The sequence below is a fragment of the Pseudomonas sp. IC_126 genome (assembly GCF_004331835.1).
GTDB lineage: Bacteria > Pseudomonadota > Gammaproteobacteria > Pseudomonadales > Pseudomonadaceae > Stutzerimonas.
Genome location: NZ_SJSS01000001.1, coordinates 587,034 through 604,481, shown reverse-complemented (window position 1 = coordinate 604,481; position 17,448 = coordinate 587,034). Strand labels below are relative to the sequence as shown.

The 17,448-nt window shown below is 60.1% G+C and carries 14 protein-coding genes and 1 tRNA gene; 4 read left to right on the top strand and 11 right to left on the bottom strand.

Annotation, left to right across the window (positions count from 1 at the left end; translation table 11 throughout):
* Positions 1–2: 2 nt before the first annotated feature.
* Complete coding sequence (locus tag E0D86_RS02830) at positions 3–2,033, bottom strand: NADPH-dependent 2,4-dienoyl-CoA reductase (protein ID WP_131648448.1); 2,031 nt, start codon at positions 2,031–2,033, stop codon at positions 3–5.
* Positions 2,034–2,253: 220 nt separating this feature from the next.
* On the opposite strand from E0D86_RS02830, the gene E0D86_RS02825 reads away from it, so the two are divergent.
* Entirely contained in the window at positions 2,254–3,261 is a 1,008-nt protein-coding gene (locus E0D86_RS02825; RefSeq protein WP_131648447.1) for a carbon-nitrogen hydrolase, read from the top strand.
* Positions 3,258–4,295, top strand: coding sequence for an AraC family transcriptional regulator (locus E0D86_RS02820; RefSeq protein WP_131648446.1), 1,038 nt, complete (start codon positions 3,258–3,260; stop codon positions 4,293–4,295). The genes E0D86_RS02825 and E0D86_RS02820 overlap by 4 nt, the downstream gene beginning before the upstream one ends.
* Before the next feature lie 275 nt (positions 4,296–4,570).
* On the opposite strand, the gene E0D86_RS02815 is transcribed toward E0D86_RS02820, so the two are convergent.
* The 4 genes from E0D86_RS02815 to E0D86_RS02800 form a co-directional block, all read right to left on the bottom strand.
* A complete protein-coding gene (locus E0D86_RS02815) occupies positions 4,571–4,729 on the bottom strand; it encodes a DUF2474 domain-containing protein (protein WP_131648445.1) in 159 nt (52 codons plus the stop codon).
* A gap of 24 nt (positions 4,730–4,753) precedes the next feature.
* Positions 4,754–5,761, bottom strand: a complete 1,008-nt coding sequence (gene cydB / locus E0D86_RS02810; protein WP_131648444.1) for a cytochrome d ubiquinol oxidase subunit II — start codon at positions 5,759–5,761, stop codon at positions 4,754–4,756.
* Between the two features lie 2 nt (positions 5,762–5,763).
* On the bottom strand, positions 5,764–7,203 hold the full coding sequence (locus E0D86_RS02805) for a cytochrome ubiquinol oxidase subunit I (RefSeq protein ID WP_131648443.1): 1,440 nt from the start codon (positions 7,201–7,203) through the stop codon (positions 5,764–5,766).
* 410 nt (positions 7,204–7,613) lie between these two features.
* Positions 7,614–7,690 (bottom strand) — tRNA-Asp (locus tag E0D86_RS02800).
* A gap of 350 nt (positions 7,691–8,040) precedes the next feature.
* Between E0D86_RS02800 and E0D86_RS02795 the strand changes: the two genes are divergently transcribed.
* Both E0D86_RS02795 and gspD read left to right on the top strand, forming a co-directional pair.
* Positions 8,041–8,676 (top strand): type II secretion system protein N, encoded by a 636-nt coding sequence (locus tag E0D86_RS02795; protein WP_256681117.1) that lies wholly within the window; start codon positions 8,041–8,043, stop codon positions 8,674–8,676.
* 3 nt (positions 8,677–8,679) lie between these two features.
* On the top strand, positions 8,680–10,947 hold the full coding sequence (gspD, locus tag E0D86_RS02790) for a type II secretion system secretin GspD (protein WP_131648442.1): 2,268 nt from the start codon (positions 8,680–8,682) through the stop codon (positions 10,945–10,947).
* A gap of 49 nt (positions 10,948–10,996) precedes the next feature.
* Here gspD and E0D86_RS02785 read toward each other — a convergent pair whose 3' ends face one another.
* From E0D86_RS02785 to accD, 6 genes are all read right to left on the bottom strand, one after another.
* Positions 10,997–12,208, bottom strand: a complete 1,212-nt coding sequence (locus E0D86_RS02785) for an O-succinylhomoserine sulfhydrylase (RefSeq protein ID WP_131648441.1) — start codon at positions 12,206–12,208, stop codon at positions 10,997–10,999.
* Between the two features lie 45 nt (positions 12,209–12,253).
* On the bottom strand, positions 12,254–13,759 hold the full coding sequence (purF, locus tag E0D86_RS02780; RefSeq protein WP_131648440.1) for an amidophosphoribosyltransferase: 1,506 nt from the start codon (positions 13,757–13,759) through the stop codon (positions 12,254–12,256).
* An 83-nt stretch (positions 13,760–13,842) separates the two neighbouring features.
* Positions 13,843–14,355: a CvpA family protein gene (locus E0D86_RS02775; protein WP_131648439.1), complete on the bottom strand. Its 513-nt coding sequence runs from the start codon at positions 14,353–14,355 to the stop codon at positions 13,843–13,845.
* Positions 14,356–14,477: 122 nt separating this feature from the next.
* Entirely contained in the window at positions 14,478–15,113 is a 636-nt protein-coding gene (locus tag E0D86_RS02770; protein WP_177493021.1) for an SPOR domain-containing protein, read from the bottom strand.
* On the bottom strand, positions 15,097–16,401 hold the full coding sequence (gene folC / locus E0D86_RS02765) for a bifunctional tetrahydrofolate synthase/dihydrofolate synthase (RefSeq protein WP_131648437.1): 1,305 nt from the start codon (positions 16,399–16,401) through the stop codon (positions 15,097–15,099). Before folC ends, E0D86_RS02770 begins: the two co-directional genes overlap by 17 nt.
* Positions 16,398–17,291, bottom strand: coding sequence for an acetyl-CoA carboxylase, carboxyltransferase subunit beta (accD, locus tag E0D86_RS02760; protein WP_131648436.1), 894 nt, complete (start codon positions 17,289–17,291; stop codon positions 16,398–16,400). The genes folC and accD overlap by 4 nt, the downstream gene beginning before the upstream one ends.
* Positions 17,292–17,448 lie beyond the last annotated feature (157 nt).

Genomic DNA, 17,448 nt, shown 5'->3' with positions numbered 1-17,448 from the left:
ACTCAGATTTCCGCAGCGAGGCGCGAGCCCTGGTTGATCGCGCGTTTGGCATCCAGCTCGGCGGCGACGTCAGCTCCGCCGATGAGATGCACCTTGGCGCCCGCCGCCTCGAGCTCGGCCTGCAGCTCACGCAGTGGATCCTGCCCGGCGCACACGATCACAGTATCCACCGGCAGGATTTGCAGTTCGCCTCCGGCGACGCTGATATGCAGGCCCTGGTCGTCGACCTTGAGATATTCCACAGAACTGATCATCTGCACCTGCTTGTTCTTCAAGCCGGTGCGATGAATCCAACCGGTGGTCTTGCCCAACCCATTTCCGACCTTGGATTTCTTGCGCTGCAGCAAATAGACCTGACGCGCCGGTGCGTGCGGTACCGGCTGGATGCCGGCGACGCCGCCGCGCGCTTCGAGCCCAAGGTCGATCCCCCACTCTTTCCAGAACGCCTCGCGATCCAGGCTGGTCGACTGCCCCTGATGGGTGATGAACTCCGAAACGTCGAAGCCAATACCGCCAGCGCCGATGACGGCAACGCGCTGCCCCACCGGCTTGCGCTGCAGGATCGCATCGAGGTAACCGATCACCATCGGATGCTCGATGCCCGGAATCTCTGGCGTACGTGGCGCGATGCCGGTGGCGAGGATGATCTCGTCGTAACCGCCGGCCAGCAGATCGGCCGCACTGATGCGGGTATTCAGGCGGACGTCGACACCGGTGCTTTTCAGTTTGCTGTCGAAATAGCGCAGGGTTTCGTAGAACTCTTCCTTGCCCGGGACGCGTTTGGCCACGTTGAACTGGCCGCCGATTTCGCTACCCGAATCGAACAGGGTTACCTGATGGCCACGCTCGGCGGCGACGGTGGCCGCCGCCAGACCGGCCGGACCCGCGCCGACCACGGCGATCTTGTTCACCGCTGCGGTGGGAATGTAGTTCAACTCGGTCTCGTAGCAGGCCCGCGGGTTGACCAGACAGGTGGTCAATTTGCCGCTGAACGTATGGTCGAGACAGGCTTGGTTGCAACCGATACAGGTGTTGATGGTATCGCTGCGATCGGCGGCCGCCTTGTTGACGAAATCCGGATCGGCCAGGAACGGGCGCGCCATCGAAACCATGTCGGCGTCGCCCTCGGCCAGCACCTGTTCAGCAACCTCGGGGGTATTGATGCGGTTGGTGGTCACCAGCGGAATGCTCACCTCGCCGCGCAACTTCGCCGTTACCTTAGTGAACGCTGCACGCGGCACTTTGGTGGCGATGGTGGGAATGCGCGCTTCGTGCCAACCGATGCCGGTGTTGATCAGTGTCGCACCGGCCCGCTCGATGGCTTTGGCCAACGTCACGACTTCTTCCCAGGCGCTGCCGCCTTCCATCAAATCGAGCATGGACAGGCGATAGATGATGATGAATTCAGGCCCTACCGCCTCCCTCACGCGCCGCACGATTTCCACCGGCAGGCGCATGCGGTTTTCGTAGCTGCCACCCCAGCGGTCCGTACGGTGGTTGGTATGGGCCACCAGGAACTGGTTGATGAAGTAGCCTTCCGAACCCATGATCTCGACGCCATCGTAGCCGGCCTGCTGGGCCAGGCTCGCGCAATTGACGAAGTCACGGATCTGCTTTTCGATTCCCTCTTCGTCCAGCTCGCGCGGCGTGAAAGGGTTGATCGGCGCCTGGATGGCGCTGGGCGCCACCAGCTGCGGACTGTAGGCGTAACGACCGGCATGCAGGATCTGCATGCAGATCTTGCCGCCCGCCTCGTGAACGGCCTGGGTGACGACCTTGTGTTCTTCTGCTTCGGCGGCGGTCGACAGCTTGGCCGCCCCTGCGCGCACCGAACCTTCTTCGTTAGGGCCTACGCCGCCGGTGACGATCAGGCCGACACCACCACGCGCACGTTCAGCAAAAAATGCCGCCATGCGCTCGAAACCATTGGGCATTTCCTCGAGGCCAGTGTGCATCGAACCCATCAGCGTACGGTTGCGCAGCGTGGTGAAGCCCAGATCCAACGGGGCAAGCAGGTGCGGGAAAGCGGTCATGGTCGTTCCTCGATCAAGCGGCGCGAGAGTGGTGCGCTGTAGTCAACGGTAAAATCGCCACGCCTCATGGGGTCGTGGTCGCTATGGAGCGAAGATAAACAGGCGCCACGAAGCGCTCAATGATCAAAACTCACAACTGCCTGACCCTAGTGCGCAAAACACTTGGCAATCGTGAACGATATACCTAGTCTTTCCGCATATGCCTTCAGCAGCGCCTTACATGCGTACCTACAGCAAATTGCTCGGTCTGACCGCCCTCGCCCTTGCCGCACTCATCATCTATCTGGACTGGACCGGTGACCGGCGCAGCGGCCCATTGCTATCCGATCTGCGCACGCTGCCGATCAATAGCCAGGGCCAACCGGGGTCCGCCGGTAATCTGCTCGGGATCGAAACGCGGCTGATGCCCGCCGATTATCAAAGCAGGGAGCGGTTGCAGCTGAAGTTCACCACCTACCTCGATCAGGCGCGTGACGCCGGCCTGCTGAACCCGCGCACGATCGTCGTGCTGCCGGAGCACGTCGGCACCGGCCTGTTCGCCCTGGGCGAAAAGCCCGAAGTGCAACAGGCACGTACGCTACGCGATGCCATGCAGTGGACGGCATTGAGCAATCCTTGGGACTACGTGCGCGCGCTGTTTGCCAACGAGGGCGGCCACCACCGCACCGAGGCCGTGCTGAAGATCAAGGGGCAGCAAATGGCCGATGACTATCAACTCATCTTCGGCAATCTCGCGCGCGACTACGGCGTCACGCTGGTCGCCGGCTCCATCGTGCTGCCCGAGCCACGCCTCGAGGATGGCAGTCTACGAATCGGCGATGGTCCGTTGCGGCAAGTCAGTCTCAGCTTCGCCGCGGACGGCCAGCCCATTGGTCCGCTGCAATACAAAATGGCCTTAAGCCGCTATGAACGCCGCTACAGCCAGGCACCTGACCTGCCATCGTCTACGATGCCCACGCCGGCCGGGCGCCTGGCTGTGCTGATCGGCTGCGACGGCTATATCCGCCAGCCACCTGCCGATGCTGAACTGCTCGCCCTCCCTGGCATGCGCGATAATCCGCACGCCAGTTGCGCAACCGCTCCCTTGCCGCAAACGTCGCTGCCCCGCATGGAAGTACGCACGTTCGGGCTGCCCTGGAATCTGGTCGGCTCGCCCCGTCGACCCGCACCGCAGCATTACAACAAGCCTGTGCAACTGAACAATCTGTGGCTGCCGGAGCGCTCGTGAATCGCCAGCGGGTGCGCCTCGGTGACCTCTCGGTTGGCTTCGTGCACAGCCTGAGCAGTGCCCTACAAGAAAAACAGATCGATCCGCAGCCGCTGCTGGACGCTTACGGTCTGGATCTGGCGCGCCTGTCCGAGCCACACGCGCGGCTGTCCATTCCGCGTTATATGCGCCTCGGCCACGCGGCCATCCAGCTTACCGGCGACCCCAGCCTGGGCCTGGAAATGGGGCGACTGCGCAAGGCCGGTCATCTGGGTCTGGTCGGCATAACCTCCGCCCAGGCGCCAACAGTCCGCGAAGCGGCACGCACCCTGATTCGCTACGAACCGCTGTACGCATCGAATTACCGTGGCGCGTCAACCTTCCATGAAGACGCCGAAGGGGCCTGGTTGCGGTTCTACTCGATCAGCCCCTACAACAGCTACAACCAGTTCGTCGTGGATACGGTATTGGCCAGCTGGATCACGCAACTGGCCACGGTCGCCGCGAACGCGATAATGCCCGTCGCGATTCATATCGAGTTCGAACGCCCCGACTATGCCGCGCGTTACGAGCCGATCTTTACGAAACCCGTTGAGTTCGCTGCCGAGCACAATCAGCTCCGGCTGGATAAAGCCACACTGGCGCTGCGCAACCCGGAGTACTGCCCGGGTACTTGGCGCCAGCTACTGGAACTTTGCGAAGCGGAACTGGAACAGCGGACCCGTACACGCAGCCTGCGGGAGCGGGTCACGCAACTTTTGGGGCCGATGCTCAAAGGCGGCGAGCCGGACCTGCAGCAGATTGCCAGCCGACTGCAGCTGCCATCCTGGACGCTGCGTCGAAAGCTGGAAGAAGAAGGCACCAGCTACCGGGCCACTCTCAACGATACGCGCCGCGACCTGGCCATGACCTATATTCGCGACACCGAATTGGCGTTTGGCGAGATCGCCTGGCTTCTGGGCTTTTCCTCGGCGGAAGCCTTTCAGCGCGCATTCAAGCGCTGGAGCGGGCAAACGCCTGGCGAATACCGGCGCCAGCAGCGGCGCGCAGACTGATCAACTAAAGCTCGAAAGCGTCTTCGGCCGGCTCGGGACCATCCTGCTCGGCGGCGTGCCATTCGAGTATTTCGTCCTGGTAGTCATCCATAGGAGCGCTCCTCGTATTGGGTCTCTAATCGACAAATCCGTACCAGCACGCTAACGCGAGTACATGACCAAAACATGAACCGCTGCGCACCGATGTTGGAATATCTGAATAGCCCAAGCTCACCGCCACCACAACGCGCCTAAACGCCGCATAGCACCGCACAGCACAGCACTTCGCGCGACGTTCATGGAGTCGTCAGGCCGGCGGCCGTCATGAACTGACGCAGCAACCAGGCGACTACTCCAAGCACCAATACGCTTGTGGACCAGATCAGCACGAGCCAGGTCATGCGCTTCCATAACGGCTTGGCCTCTGATGCGCTGTTTTCACGCTCCTTTTGCATAGGATCCTTCATGACGCGACCAACTCAGTGATAGCCATCTTCGGCACTGACCTTTCCCCTGAACACGTAGTAACTCCAAGCCGTGTACATCAGGATCAGCGGAATGATCAACAGCGCCCCAACCAGCGTAAAACCCTGGCTCTGCGGCGGCGCGGCAGCTTCCCAAATGCTTACCGACGGCGGAATGATGTTCGGCCAGAGGCTGATGCCCAGGCCGCTGTAGCCAAGAAAGATCAGCGCCAGTGTGAACAGGAACGGCGAGTAATGGGCGTAGCGTGCGATCGAACGCAGCAGGCCGTATGTGCACAGCAGTACCAGGATTGGCACCGGCATGAAGAGAAACAGGTTCGGCATGCTGAACCAGCGCTCGGCGATGTCCGGATGCGTCAGCGGTGTCCACAAGCTCACGACGCCGGTCACCGCCAGCAGCGCCCAGACCAGCGGCACACCTATATCGTGCATGCGCCGCTGCAGATCACCGGCGGTTTTCATGATCAACCAGGTGCAACCCAACAAGGCATAAGCGACGATCAAGGCCAGCCCGCAGAACACCGAGAACGGCGTCAACCAATCCAGCGGGCCACCGACATAGGCCCGATCGGCCACCGGAAAGCCGTGGATGAAGGCGCCCAGCGCGACGCCTTGGAAGAAGGTCGCGGCGAGCGAGCCACCAATGAAGGCTTTGTCCCAGATATGTTGGCGCGCAGCGCTCGCCTTGAAACGAAACTCGAAGGCGACACCGCGAAAAATCAGCCCCATCAGCATGAAAATGATCGGCAGATACAGAGCGGACAGCACAACTGAGTAAGCCAGCGGGAAAGCGGCGAACAGTCCGGCACCGCCCAGCACCAGCCAGGTCTCGTTGCCATCCCAGATCGGCGCCACGGTGTTCATCGCCACGTCACGCTCGGAACTGTCGGCAAGGAACGGGAAAAGAATTCCGATACCCAGGTCGAAGCCGTCCATTACGACGTACATCATGATCCCGAAAATGATGATCACAGCCCAGATCAGCGAAAGATCGACACCCATATTCAGTTCCTCTCGCCCAGTTGATCGCCGTGCTCATGGGGAATCGCCTCGTCGGCGGCGGAAATCGGCCGCATCGGCGTTCTTTTTTCACCGGGCCCACCTGCGCCCTTCTCGCTGCCTTCGTTGATGACCGGCCCTTTCGCAATCAACCGCAGCACGTAGACGAAACCGATGCCGAACACTGCGAAGTAGATGAGCACGAACAGCGCCAGCGTTAGGCCCAGCTGTTCGGCACCATGATTCGAGACTGCATCGGCGGTGCGCATCACGCCGTAAATAACCCACGGCTGACGGCCAATTTCCGTGGTGAACCAACCGGCGAGGATTGCGATGAGTCCCGAGGGTCCCATCCACAATGCCAGCCGCAGAAACGCACGCGATTCATACAACTTGCCGCTGCGCCGCAGCAAAAGACTCCATACGCCGGTGAGGATCATCAGAAAACCCAGCGCGACCATTATCCGGAATGTCCAAAACACGATCGTCGAGTTGGGCCGGTCTTCTGGAGGGAAATCTTTGAGGGCCGGAATGGGCTCGGTCAGGCTGTGCTTGAGAATCAGGCTGCCAAGGTACGGAATTTCCACCTTGAAGCGCGTCTCTTCACGCTCCATGTCCGGCCAGCCAAACAGCAGCAGAGGGGTTGGCTCGCCAGAGGAGTTATCCCAGTGCCCTTCCATCGCAGCGATTTTTGCGGGTTGATGCTCGAGCGTATTCAGACCATGAAAATCGCCGACCACAGCTTGAATTGGGGCAACGATCAGCGCCATCCACATGGCCATGGAAAACATCTTGCGAACCGCCGGATTGTCTCGTCCACGCAGCAGGTGCCAGGCCGCCGAAGCACCGACCATGAACGCCGTGGCAAGAAACGCCGCGATCGCCATGTGTGTCAGCCGATACGGAAACGACGGGTTGAAGACGATGGCGAACCAGTCCACCGGCACCACAATGCCATTGATGATCTCGTGGCCCTGGGGCGTATGCATCCAGCTGTTAGAGGCCAGGATCCAGAAGGTCGAGATCAGCGTGCCGACCGCCACCATGATCGTGGAAAAGAAGTGCAGCCCCGGTCCGACGCGGTTCCAGCCAAATAGCATGACGCCGAGGAACCCGGCCTCAAGGAAAAACGCGGTCAAAACCTCATAGGCCAGCAATGGCCCGGTCACGCTGCCGGCGAACTCCGAGAACGCGCTCCAGTTGGTGCCGAACTGGTAGGCCATGACGATACCGGAGACCACGCCCATGCCGAAGTTGACGGCGAATATCTTCAGCCAGAAGTGGTAGAGGTCGCGATATACACCACGTTTGGTCTTGAGCCATAGCCCTTCCAGCACGGCGAGAAAACTGGCCAGCCCGATCGTGATCGCCGGAAAGATGATGTGAAAGGAAATGGTGAAAGCGAATTGGATCCGCGCAAGCTCGAGAGCTTCCAAACCGAACATTCAAGGCCCCTCGTCAGTTAGCCGCGTGCCCATGGCAGATGGATGTCGTCACGCATTACTGACAGCAAGAAACCGCAAGGGTGCGCTCGATCGCTCGGCAACCACGTCGCTAGACCGAGCAGAACGCGCCATGACAGTGCAGAGCAAGAGGACAGAGGTAAGTACCATCGCTGCACGGTGCGATCAGGCGACGTCCCGATATGCAGAGCGCGGATGCGTAACTAAGAAAGCTGAGCGCGGTAAACAATCGCTTATCCGCACGGCAGAGCGGCGTGCTCAAGGAGCCAGCGAAAATCAGCCAGGACACTCTCGAATGGATGCGCTAAATAACGGCGAGGCAGAAACGAAAAAAGCGACCCGAAGGTCGCTTTTTGCGAGACTTCCCGGCGGCTAGGGCCTGGAAGTAAATATGGCGCAGCGGACGGGACTCGAACCCGCGACCCCCGGCGTGACAGGCCGGTATTCTAACCGACTGAACTACCGCTGCGCGTCGGCCGGACTTTCGTCCGAATCGTAAGGCTTGCTGTTAAGCAGTGGCCAACCGAGTAACCAACCGGTTGATCGCCTTGCGAGGCGCGCAATTTACGCATCCACCCGAACCAAGTCAACTGTGCGCAGCGTTTTTTTCAGAAAAAATCCGGCCATTTGCAATCACTGCCAGGAATCGCACGTTGCCGGGCACCTTTTGCCTGAAAAACAGTCATTTGCACTGGCTATTTTAGGTGCTTCAGTTGTCATGGTCTGGTCTAGACTCCAGGGCATGCCGGACATCGTCGGTACCCACCAACCTCTACCCAAACAGCGTTCACCCTTATTCAGTTTCACGGAGTGCCTGGCTTGGCTTCCACCGCCGCCCTGCAGAACGTTCGCCAACACGCGCCGCTGATCATCAGCGCGGCTATCGTCGTGCTCTTCGGTCTCTATCTGGCTGGTCAGATCAGGGAATGGCTGCAACTTACCCAGGCGCCCTCGGCGGCTGCTGCGCAGAGCAGCCAGCCAGCGGGCGTCGCGCCGGACCTGCAACGCATGGAAAGCCTATTCGGCACCCCCGTATCGTCCAGCCAGGGCTACACAGCCGGGACATCAAATTCCGATCTGACCTTGCTAGGCAGCTTCGTACACGCCGATCCGGCTCGTTCCACGGCAATAATCCAGCTGAGCGGCTTTCCACCACAGCTATATCGGGTCGAAGAGGAACTGGAACCGGATGTCAGCCTGCACAGCGTTCACCCTGACAGAGTCGAAATACTGAGAGGCGGCCGCGTCGAAAGTCTGTATTTCCCGAGCGTTCGCTCCGCTACGGCGGTACCCGACAATCTGCCGGACTACAGCGACCCTGCGGAGACGGAGTACGTCGACCCGCAAGCGGAAATGCTGCAACAGCAGATGGAAGCGCTCCGCCAACAGATGGAAGGGGCCACCAGCCCACCAGAAACCATGCCCACCGATGAACAGCCCACGGAAGACGACTGACTGATGCTGCCTTTTTCCTCTCGCCCGTTGATTGCATTGATCGCCGTTGGCGTACTCGCCGCTCCCCTGCCCTTGCTGGCGGTCGACCCCGGAATCGAGCCGAGCGAAACCCAACAGGACGGCTGGACGATCAACCTCAAGGATGCCGACATTCGCGCCTTCGTCGATCAGATCAGCCAACTGACGGGGCAGACCTTCATCGTCGACCCACGGGTCAAGGGACAGGTCAGTGTCGTGTCATCGACGACGCTCTCGCTAGCAGAGGTCTACCAGCTGTTCCTGTCGGTCATGGCGACTCACGGATTCAGCGTGCTCACCCAGGGCGAAGTCACGCGAATCGTGCCGAACGCCGAAGCAAAATCGGAGGCAGGCGGAGGACCGGCCGGCGGCGATCTGCTGGAAACCCGTGTCATCCAGGTCCAGCACACTTCTGCCACCGAATTGATCCCACTGATTCGCCCGCTGGTCCCGCAATATGGCCATCTCGCCGCGGTCGGTTCGGCCAATGCACTGATCATCAGTGATCGCAGTGCAAACATCGCCCGCATCGAAGATCTGGTCCGTCAACTCGACCGCGCCCAAACCGACGACCACAGCGTGGTCAATCTGCAGTATGGCTGGGCCGTGGACATTGCCGAGGTGCTGCGCAACACGCTGGCACGGGGCGAAGCCCGGGATACCGCAGGCGCACAAATCATTGCCGATTCACGCACCAATCGACTGATCTTTACCGGGCCGGAACAGGCGCGGCAGAAACTTGCCAATCTGGCGAGGACACTCGACACGCCAAGCACCCGATCGGCCAATACACGCGTCATCCGCCTGCGCCATAACGATGCCAAGTCCTTGGCCGAGACCCTCGGCGATATTTCCGAAGGTCTCGCAACACCAGTGGATGGCGAGGTTCAGGGCGGCCGTTCGCAGAACATCCTGATTCGCGCCGATGAAAGCCTCAACGCCCTGGTCATGCTCGCCGAACCCGAACTGATCGGCACCCTGGAGTCGATCGTGCGTCAGCTAGATATTCCACGTGCGCAGGTTATGGTCGAGGCTGCCATCGTTGAAGTTTCCGGCGATATCACCGACGCACTCGGCGTCCAGTGGGCGGTCGATGCGCGCGGAGGCACGGGCGGTGCCGGCGGCGTCAGCTTCGGCAATACCGGCATATCCATCGGTAGTGTGCTCAATTCGATCAACGAGGACGAGATACCAAGCAACCTTCCTGATGGCGCGATTATTGGGGTCGGCACGCGCAGCTTCGGCGCATTGATCACTGCGTTGTCTGCCAACAGCAAGAGCAACCTGCTGTCGACGCCCAGTCTGCTGACGCTGGACAATCAGGAGGCCGAAATTCTCGTGGGACAGAACGTGCCCTTTCAGACCGGCAGTTACACAACGGACTCGTCCGGCGCAAACAATCCGTTTACCACCATCGAACGCCAGGACGTGGGTGTGACACTGAAGGTGGTGCCACACATCAACGACGGAGCCACGCTGCGCCTGGAAATCGAACAGGAGATTTCCACGATCGCGCCATCGGCATCGCTTTCAGCGCAAGCGGTCGACTTGGTGACGAACAAGCGTTCGATCAAGAGCACAATTCTTGCGGAAGACGGCCAGGTGATCGTACTGGGAGGCCTCATTCAGGACGACGTTACCCGCACCGACTCGAAGGTCCCGCTCCTCGGAGATATCCCGTTTCTAGGCGCGCTGTTTCGTTCTACTCAGGAAACTCACATCAAGCGCAATCTGATGGTGTTTCTGCGCCCGACCGTTATTCGCGATCGCGCCGGGCTGGCAGCGCTGTCCGGTAAGAAATACAGCGATATCCGGGTCATCGAAACCGGCTCGGACAGCCCGAGCATCCTCCCTGCCACGCCAGAGCGGCTGTTTGACGGCCAAGGTCAGCCAGCACCGGCTATCGATCTTCGCTCCAACGAACCGGAGCAGCGCCGTGCGATTCCCAAAGCGCCGGCAACACAACGAGCTCCTGCAGTCTCCGCTCCTATTCCGCAAAGGGAACAGTCATCGATTCGCTCGGGCTGGGCCGTCCAGGTAGCCAGCCTGCAGAACCGCGACAGCGCCGAAGCGCTACGGGGAAAGCTGGGTGCTGAAGGGTTCGATACCTATATAAGAACGACAGGCCGGACACATCGCATATTCGTCGGGCCAATGGAACAGCGCCAGGAAGCAAGTCGGGTCCGCGACCAGCTCTCCGAGGAACAGCGCCTGGACGGTTTCGTAGTGAGCTTCGACGCTGGGGACAACTGAGATACCGTGCAATCCGGATTGAGGACGATCCTTCGTCCCCAATTCAGCATCACAGCGAAGCCAGCCCTCGGGCGAGATCGGCTTTCAAGTCAGCCACATCTTCCAGGCCCACGGCCACACGGATCAGACTGTCACGGATGCCAGCGGTTGCACGATCTTCCGGCGAAAGCCGACCGTGAGTGGTCGACCCTGGATGAGTGATGGTGGTCTTGCTGTCGCCCAGATTGGCGGTGATAGAGATGAGCCGGGTCGCGTCGATAAAGCGCCACGCAGCCTCCTTGCCCCCCGCAACCTCGAAGCTCAGCACAGCCCCAAAGCCCTTCTGTTGACGCTTGGCCAGCTCGTGCTGCGGGTGGCTGGACAGGCCAGCGTAGTAAACTTTTTCGACTCCCGGTTGCTGCTCGAGCCACTCAGCGAGCGCCTGCGCGTTTGCGCAGTGCGCCTGCATACGCAGCCGCAGGGTCTCCAGCCCCTTGAGAAACACCCAGGCATTGAACGGGCTCAACGTCGGACCCGCCGTGCGCAGAAAGCCCACCACTTCTTTCATCTGCTCGGCTCGGCCGGCCACCACGCCGCCCAGACAGCGCCCCTGGCCGTCGATGTACTTGGTGGCGGAATGAATAACGATGTCAGCACCGAGCGCCAATGGTTGCTGCAGCACCGGTGTGCAAAAGCAGTTATCCACCGCCAGCATGGCGCCCTTGGCATGGCAGAGTTCGGCCAACGCCTCGATATCGACCAGCTCGGCAAGCGGGTTCGAAGGTGACTCGACGAATACCAGGCGGGTATTGGGTTTGAAAGCGGGCTCCCAAACGTCAACTTCCGTGAGCGGGACGTAGTCGACTTCAAGCCCGAAGCGTTTCAGATACTTCTCGAACAACGAAACCGTCGCACCGAAGACGCTGCGCGAAACCAGCACATGATCGCCGGCGGAGCACAGGCTCATCACCGTTGCCAGGATCGCAGCCATCCCAGATGCGGTCGCCACGGCTTGCTCGGCACCTTCCATCGCGGCGATACGCTCTTCGAACGCACGCACGGTGGGGTTGGTATAGCGCGAATAGACATTTCCCGGCACTTCACCGGCAAAACGTGCGGCGGCGTCGGCGGCACTCCGGAACACGTAGCTGGATGTGAAGAACAGCGGCTCGCCATGTTCACCTTCGGGCGAGCGGTGCTGGCCCGCACGAACAGCTAGTGTATCCATGCCCACCCCGGACAGATCACTGTCCAGTCGGCCTGCGTCCCAGTCAGTTGTCATAAGTTGTCCACCCTGAACGGAGGCGGCAAGCCGCCGAATTATCGATCAGTTGTTATGTAGATCGATGATAGCGCTGCCCGTGATGCTCTTGCTTTTGCTCAAGTCGTTACGTGCCTGCTCGATCTTGTGCAGGTAGACCTCATCGATATCGCCGGTCACATACTTGCCATCGAATACCGCGCAATCGAAATTCTCGATCTTCACCTTGCCACCTCCGACCGCATCGATCAGATCATCCAGATCCTGATAAACCAGCCAGTCGGCGCCGATCAGCTCTGCAACTTCCTCGGTACTGCGATTATGCGCGATAAGTTCGTGGGCGCTGGGCATGTCGATGCCGTAGACGTTCGGGTAGCGAACGGCCGGTGCGGCGGAGCAGAAATAGACATTCTTCGCCCCTGCTTCGCGGGCCATCTGGATGATCTGCTTGCAGGTCGTGCCGCGGACGATGGAGTCATCTACCAGCATGACGTTCTTGCCACGGAATTCGAGATCGATGGCATTGAGCTTCTGCCGCACCGATTTCTTGCGCGCGGCCTGCCCCGGCATGATGAAGGTCCGGCCGATGTAGCGGTTCTTGACGAAGCCTTCTCGAAACTTCACACCCAGCCGGTTAGCCAGCTCAAGCGCCGCAGTACGGCTAGTGTCAGGAATCGGGATGACCACGTCGATATCGTGATCCGGACGTTCGCGAAGAATCTTGTCGGCCAGCTTTTCGCCCATCCGCAGACGGGCCTTGTATACCGACACGCCATCCATCAGGGAATCCGAACGCGCAAGGTAGACGTGCTCGAAGATGCAAGGCGCGTAATGGGGGTTCGGCGCGCACTGACGGGTATGCAGCTTGCCGTCCGATGTGATGTAAACCGCTTCGCCGGGCGCGAGATCCCGGATCAACGAGAAGCCCAGCACATCCAGCGCGACGCTTTCGGAGGCGATCATGTATTCGACCCCGTGCTCGGTATGCCGCTGTCCGAACACGATCGGGCGAATGGCATTCGGGTCGCGGAAACCGACTATGCCGTAGCCCGTCACCATGGCCACCACCGCGTAGCCGCCGACACAACGCTCATGGACCTTGGCCACGGCCGCGAAAACGTCCTCTTCGGTGGGCTGCAGCTTGCCTCGCACCGCCAACTCATGAGCGAACACGTTGAGCAGCACTTCCGAATCGGAGTTGGTGTTCACATGGCGCAGGTCGGATTCGTAGATTTCTTTGGTCAGCTGATCGACGTTGGTCAGGTTGCCGTTGTGCGCCAACGTAATGCCATACGGGGAGTTCACATAGAACGGCTGTGCCTCCGCCGAGCTGGAGCTGCCCGCAGTGGGATAACGTACGTGACCGATTCCCATGTTACCGACCAGACGCTGCATGTGACGCTGCTGAAAGACGTCGCGGACCAACCCGTTGTCCTTGCGCAGAAACAGCTTGCCGCCGTCACTGGTTACGATTCCGGCCGCATCCTGCCCACGATGTTGCAGTACGGTAAGTGCGTCATATAACGCCTGATTGACGTTCGACTTACCGACGATGCCGACAATGCCACACATGCAAGGAACCTCTCAGTTAATACAGGCTGACCCGGACATGACACAGACCTGAAGGCCCAACACACCCGTTGAAAATGCTCGTCTCAGCCGGACGCATCGAGCGAGCCGGCTACCCATTGGCTTCCAAACCCGAGAATCAGGTTTTTCGACCAGTCGGCAACCAATAGAAAATGGGGCAGCAGTGCCGATTCACGCCACCACGGATCCTGTTGTACAGGCGCGAGACTGAGCAGACCAACGAGCACAACGATCAATAGCCCGCCACGAGCCGCACCGAATACCATTCCCAGAAAGCGATCCGTGCCTGACAAGCCGGTTACCCGAACCAGCTCCCCAATGAGGAAATTAACCAGCGCGCCGACCAGTAGCGTCACGATGAACAGAATCGCGCATGCCGCGATGACCTGAAAAGAAGGGGTACTGATGAACTCGGCAAGGTGATGGGACAGCGCACCACCGAACATCCAGGCAACCACGCCAGCAATGATCCAGGTGAGCAGCGAAAGCGCTTCCTTAACGAAGCCGCGTTTCAAGCTGATCAGGCTGGAGATGACCACAACGGCGATAAACGCCCAATCGACCCAGGTGAGCGTCACAGGGTTTCCTGCTAAGGAGAAAGGCGGCGCATTTTAGCAGAGCGCCCGCGAAGGGGTAAGCAGGCAATCATGCTTACCCGCGGAGCGGCGGGACAACCAGCGACAAGCCTGAGCCCCCTTGCTTAACCCTGTTCAGGCTTGAAACGGACTACGAACCCGTTCAGCTTTTGCTGGCGTTGTAGTTGATCACGAAGGCGGTTGGCTTCCGCTCGCTCGACAAGCGGCCCGACGAAGACCCGGTTCATCCCGTCTGCGGTACGTATATAAGCGTTATACCCCTGAGAACGCAGTGTCTTCTGCAGCTTGTCGGCATTCTCGCGACTCGACAGGCTGGCCAACTGCACCGACCAGCTGATCGGCAAATTAGCCGCGTCCAGCCGTTTCTCTTCCGGAACAGCTGGCGTGGTCGGCGGCGTCTCGGAGGTTGCCTGCTCAGGTGCTGCTGGCGCGGGCGCCGGCTCGACAGGGGCTGGAGCCGGATTGATAGGAGTCGCAGGCGCCTCCGGCTGGGAGGCTGCATTTTCCTCGATGATCTCAAATTCTTCCGGGAACGGCTCGACCTCGGGCTCAGGCACCTCCACAGGCTGCGTCTCGATTACAGGCGCAGCAGGCGCTTCGGGCATACTCGGCGCATCCACGACAATTTGCCGACCGGCATCTTCGCGGTTGAACAGCATCGGAACGAATATTACCGCCAGCGCCAGAAGCACCAAGGCGCCAACGATACGCTGCAACAATCCCCTATCTACCAAGACCATGTTCTCCACTGGTTGCGTGCCGATCGATCCAGCTCAGCGCATCGGCCACACAGTAAAAAGACCCGAACAGCAATATCTCATCGCCATCGACAGCCAGATCGCACTGCCCTTCGAGCGCCTGGGATATCCCCGGATAGATAGTGACGCTTGCATTGCGTTCCAGCAATGCCGCACTCAGCTCAGCTGCTGAGCGCGAGCGCGGCGTAGCCAGCGGCGCAACCGCCCAGACATCGACCACAGGTAGCAACGCATCGATCACGCCAGCCAGATCCTTGTCGGCCAGCAGACCGAATACCGCCAGCCGACGGCCAGGCTTCGGTTGTCGCTGCAGGTGTCTGGCCAGATATCCAGCCGCGTGCGGGTTGTGCCCGACATCGAGCAGTATCGACAAGTTACGACCTTGCCAACGGATCGTCCGCCGGTCCAGACGCCCGGTGACACGAGTGTTCAGCAGAGCCTCAACCAGCCGCTCCGGCTGCCAGGACGACTGCAGCAATGCAAACGCTTGCAACGCCACAGCTGCATTTTCCATTGGCAACGCCAGCATCGGCAGATTCCGCAGTTCCAAGGGATCACCCGCCCCGTCTCGGCCACGCCAGTGCCAACGGGTCGCCTCCATCGCCAGATCGTAATCACGTCCACGGACCAGCAACGGCACAGTCGCCTCAGCCGCGTTTTTCAGCATGGAGTCTGGCGGAGCGGGATCACCACATACGGCAGGCTTTGCCGGACGGAATATCCCGGCTTTTTCAAACGCCACGCTTTCGCGCGTATCACCGAGCCATTCGGCATGGTCCAGTCCGATATTGGTGACGACCGCCACGTCCGCATCGATCAGATTCACCGCGTCGAGACGGCCGCCAAGCCCGACTTCCAGCACCACGGCGTCCAGCGCCTCACGTTCGAAAAGCCAGAAAGCGGCGAGCGTGCCCATTTCGAAATAGGTCAGTGATACTGAACCTCGTGCTTGCTCGACCGCCTCGAAGGCTTCACACAACGCCTCATCACTGGCATCCGTCCCATTGAGACGAACGCGCTCGTTGTAATGCAATAGATGAGGCGAGCTGTAGACGCCCACTTTCTTGCCCTGCCCTGTGAGCATCTGGGCGATGAAAGCGCAGGTCGATCCCTTACCATTGGTGCCGGTAACGGTAACCACCTGCGGAGCCGGGCGCTTGAGACCAAGCTTTGTCGCCACCTCACGGCAACGATCAAGGCCCATATCGATAGTAGTGGGGTGCAGCTGCTCAAGATAATCGAGCCAGTTCTGCAGGCTCCGCCGATTCATGCGCTGGCCGTTACCAACGCAGGCTCCGCCGGGGTCGGCAGATGTTGCAGCTGAGCGAGAAGGCGCGACAAGCGATTACGCAGATCGGATCGCGGAACGATCAGGTCGATGGCACCATGATCAAGCAGGAACTCACTGCGCTGAAAACCTTCAGGCAGCTTTTCACGCACTGTCTGCTCGATCACTCGGGGCCCAGCAAAACCGATCAGGGCCTTGGGCTCGGCGACGATGACATCGCCCAGCATGGCCAAACTTGCCGATACACCACCATAAACCGGATCGGTAAGTACGGAAATGAACGGCAATCCTTCTTCACGCATGCGGGCCAGCACTGCGGAGGTCTTGGCCATCTGCATGAGCGAGATCAGCGCTTCCTGCATACGAGCACCGCCGGAAGCTGCGAAGCAGATCAGAGGACAACGCTGCTCAAGCGCGGCGTTGGCCGCCTGAACGAAGCGCTCCCCAACGATCGCGCCCATGGAACCGCCCATGAAGGAGAACTCGAACGCGCAGGCCACGACCGGCATGTTCATCAAGGTACCCCGCATGGCGACCAGTGCATCCTTTTCGCCGGTCTGTTTCTGCGCCGCGGACAGGCGATCCTTGTACTTCTTGCTGTCGCGAAACTTCAGTCGGTCGACAGGCTCGAGGTCGGCGCAGATCTCTTCGCGCTCCTCCTTGTCGAGAAAAATATCCAGACGCGTACGTGCGTCGATGCGCATGTGATGCTGGCATTTCGGGCAGACATCCAGCGTTTTTTCCAGCTCCGGGCGATATAGCACCGCCTCGCAGGACGGACATTTGTGCCACAGGCCCTCGGGTACTGAACTCTTCTGCGATTCCGAGCGCATGATCGAAGGGATCAGCTTGTCTACTAGCCAGTTGCTCATGCTTTTATTCTCCACAGCTTGTCAGTCCCGCGCGTAACGACTGCACGCACCGAAAAATTCATCGTTGCGACCGGTCTCCATTCGGAGCTCACTGCGTCGCGTAGGCGATAGCCAAGGAATCGCTATCGCTGAAGTCTGATCGCCGTCTGGCACCAGA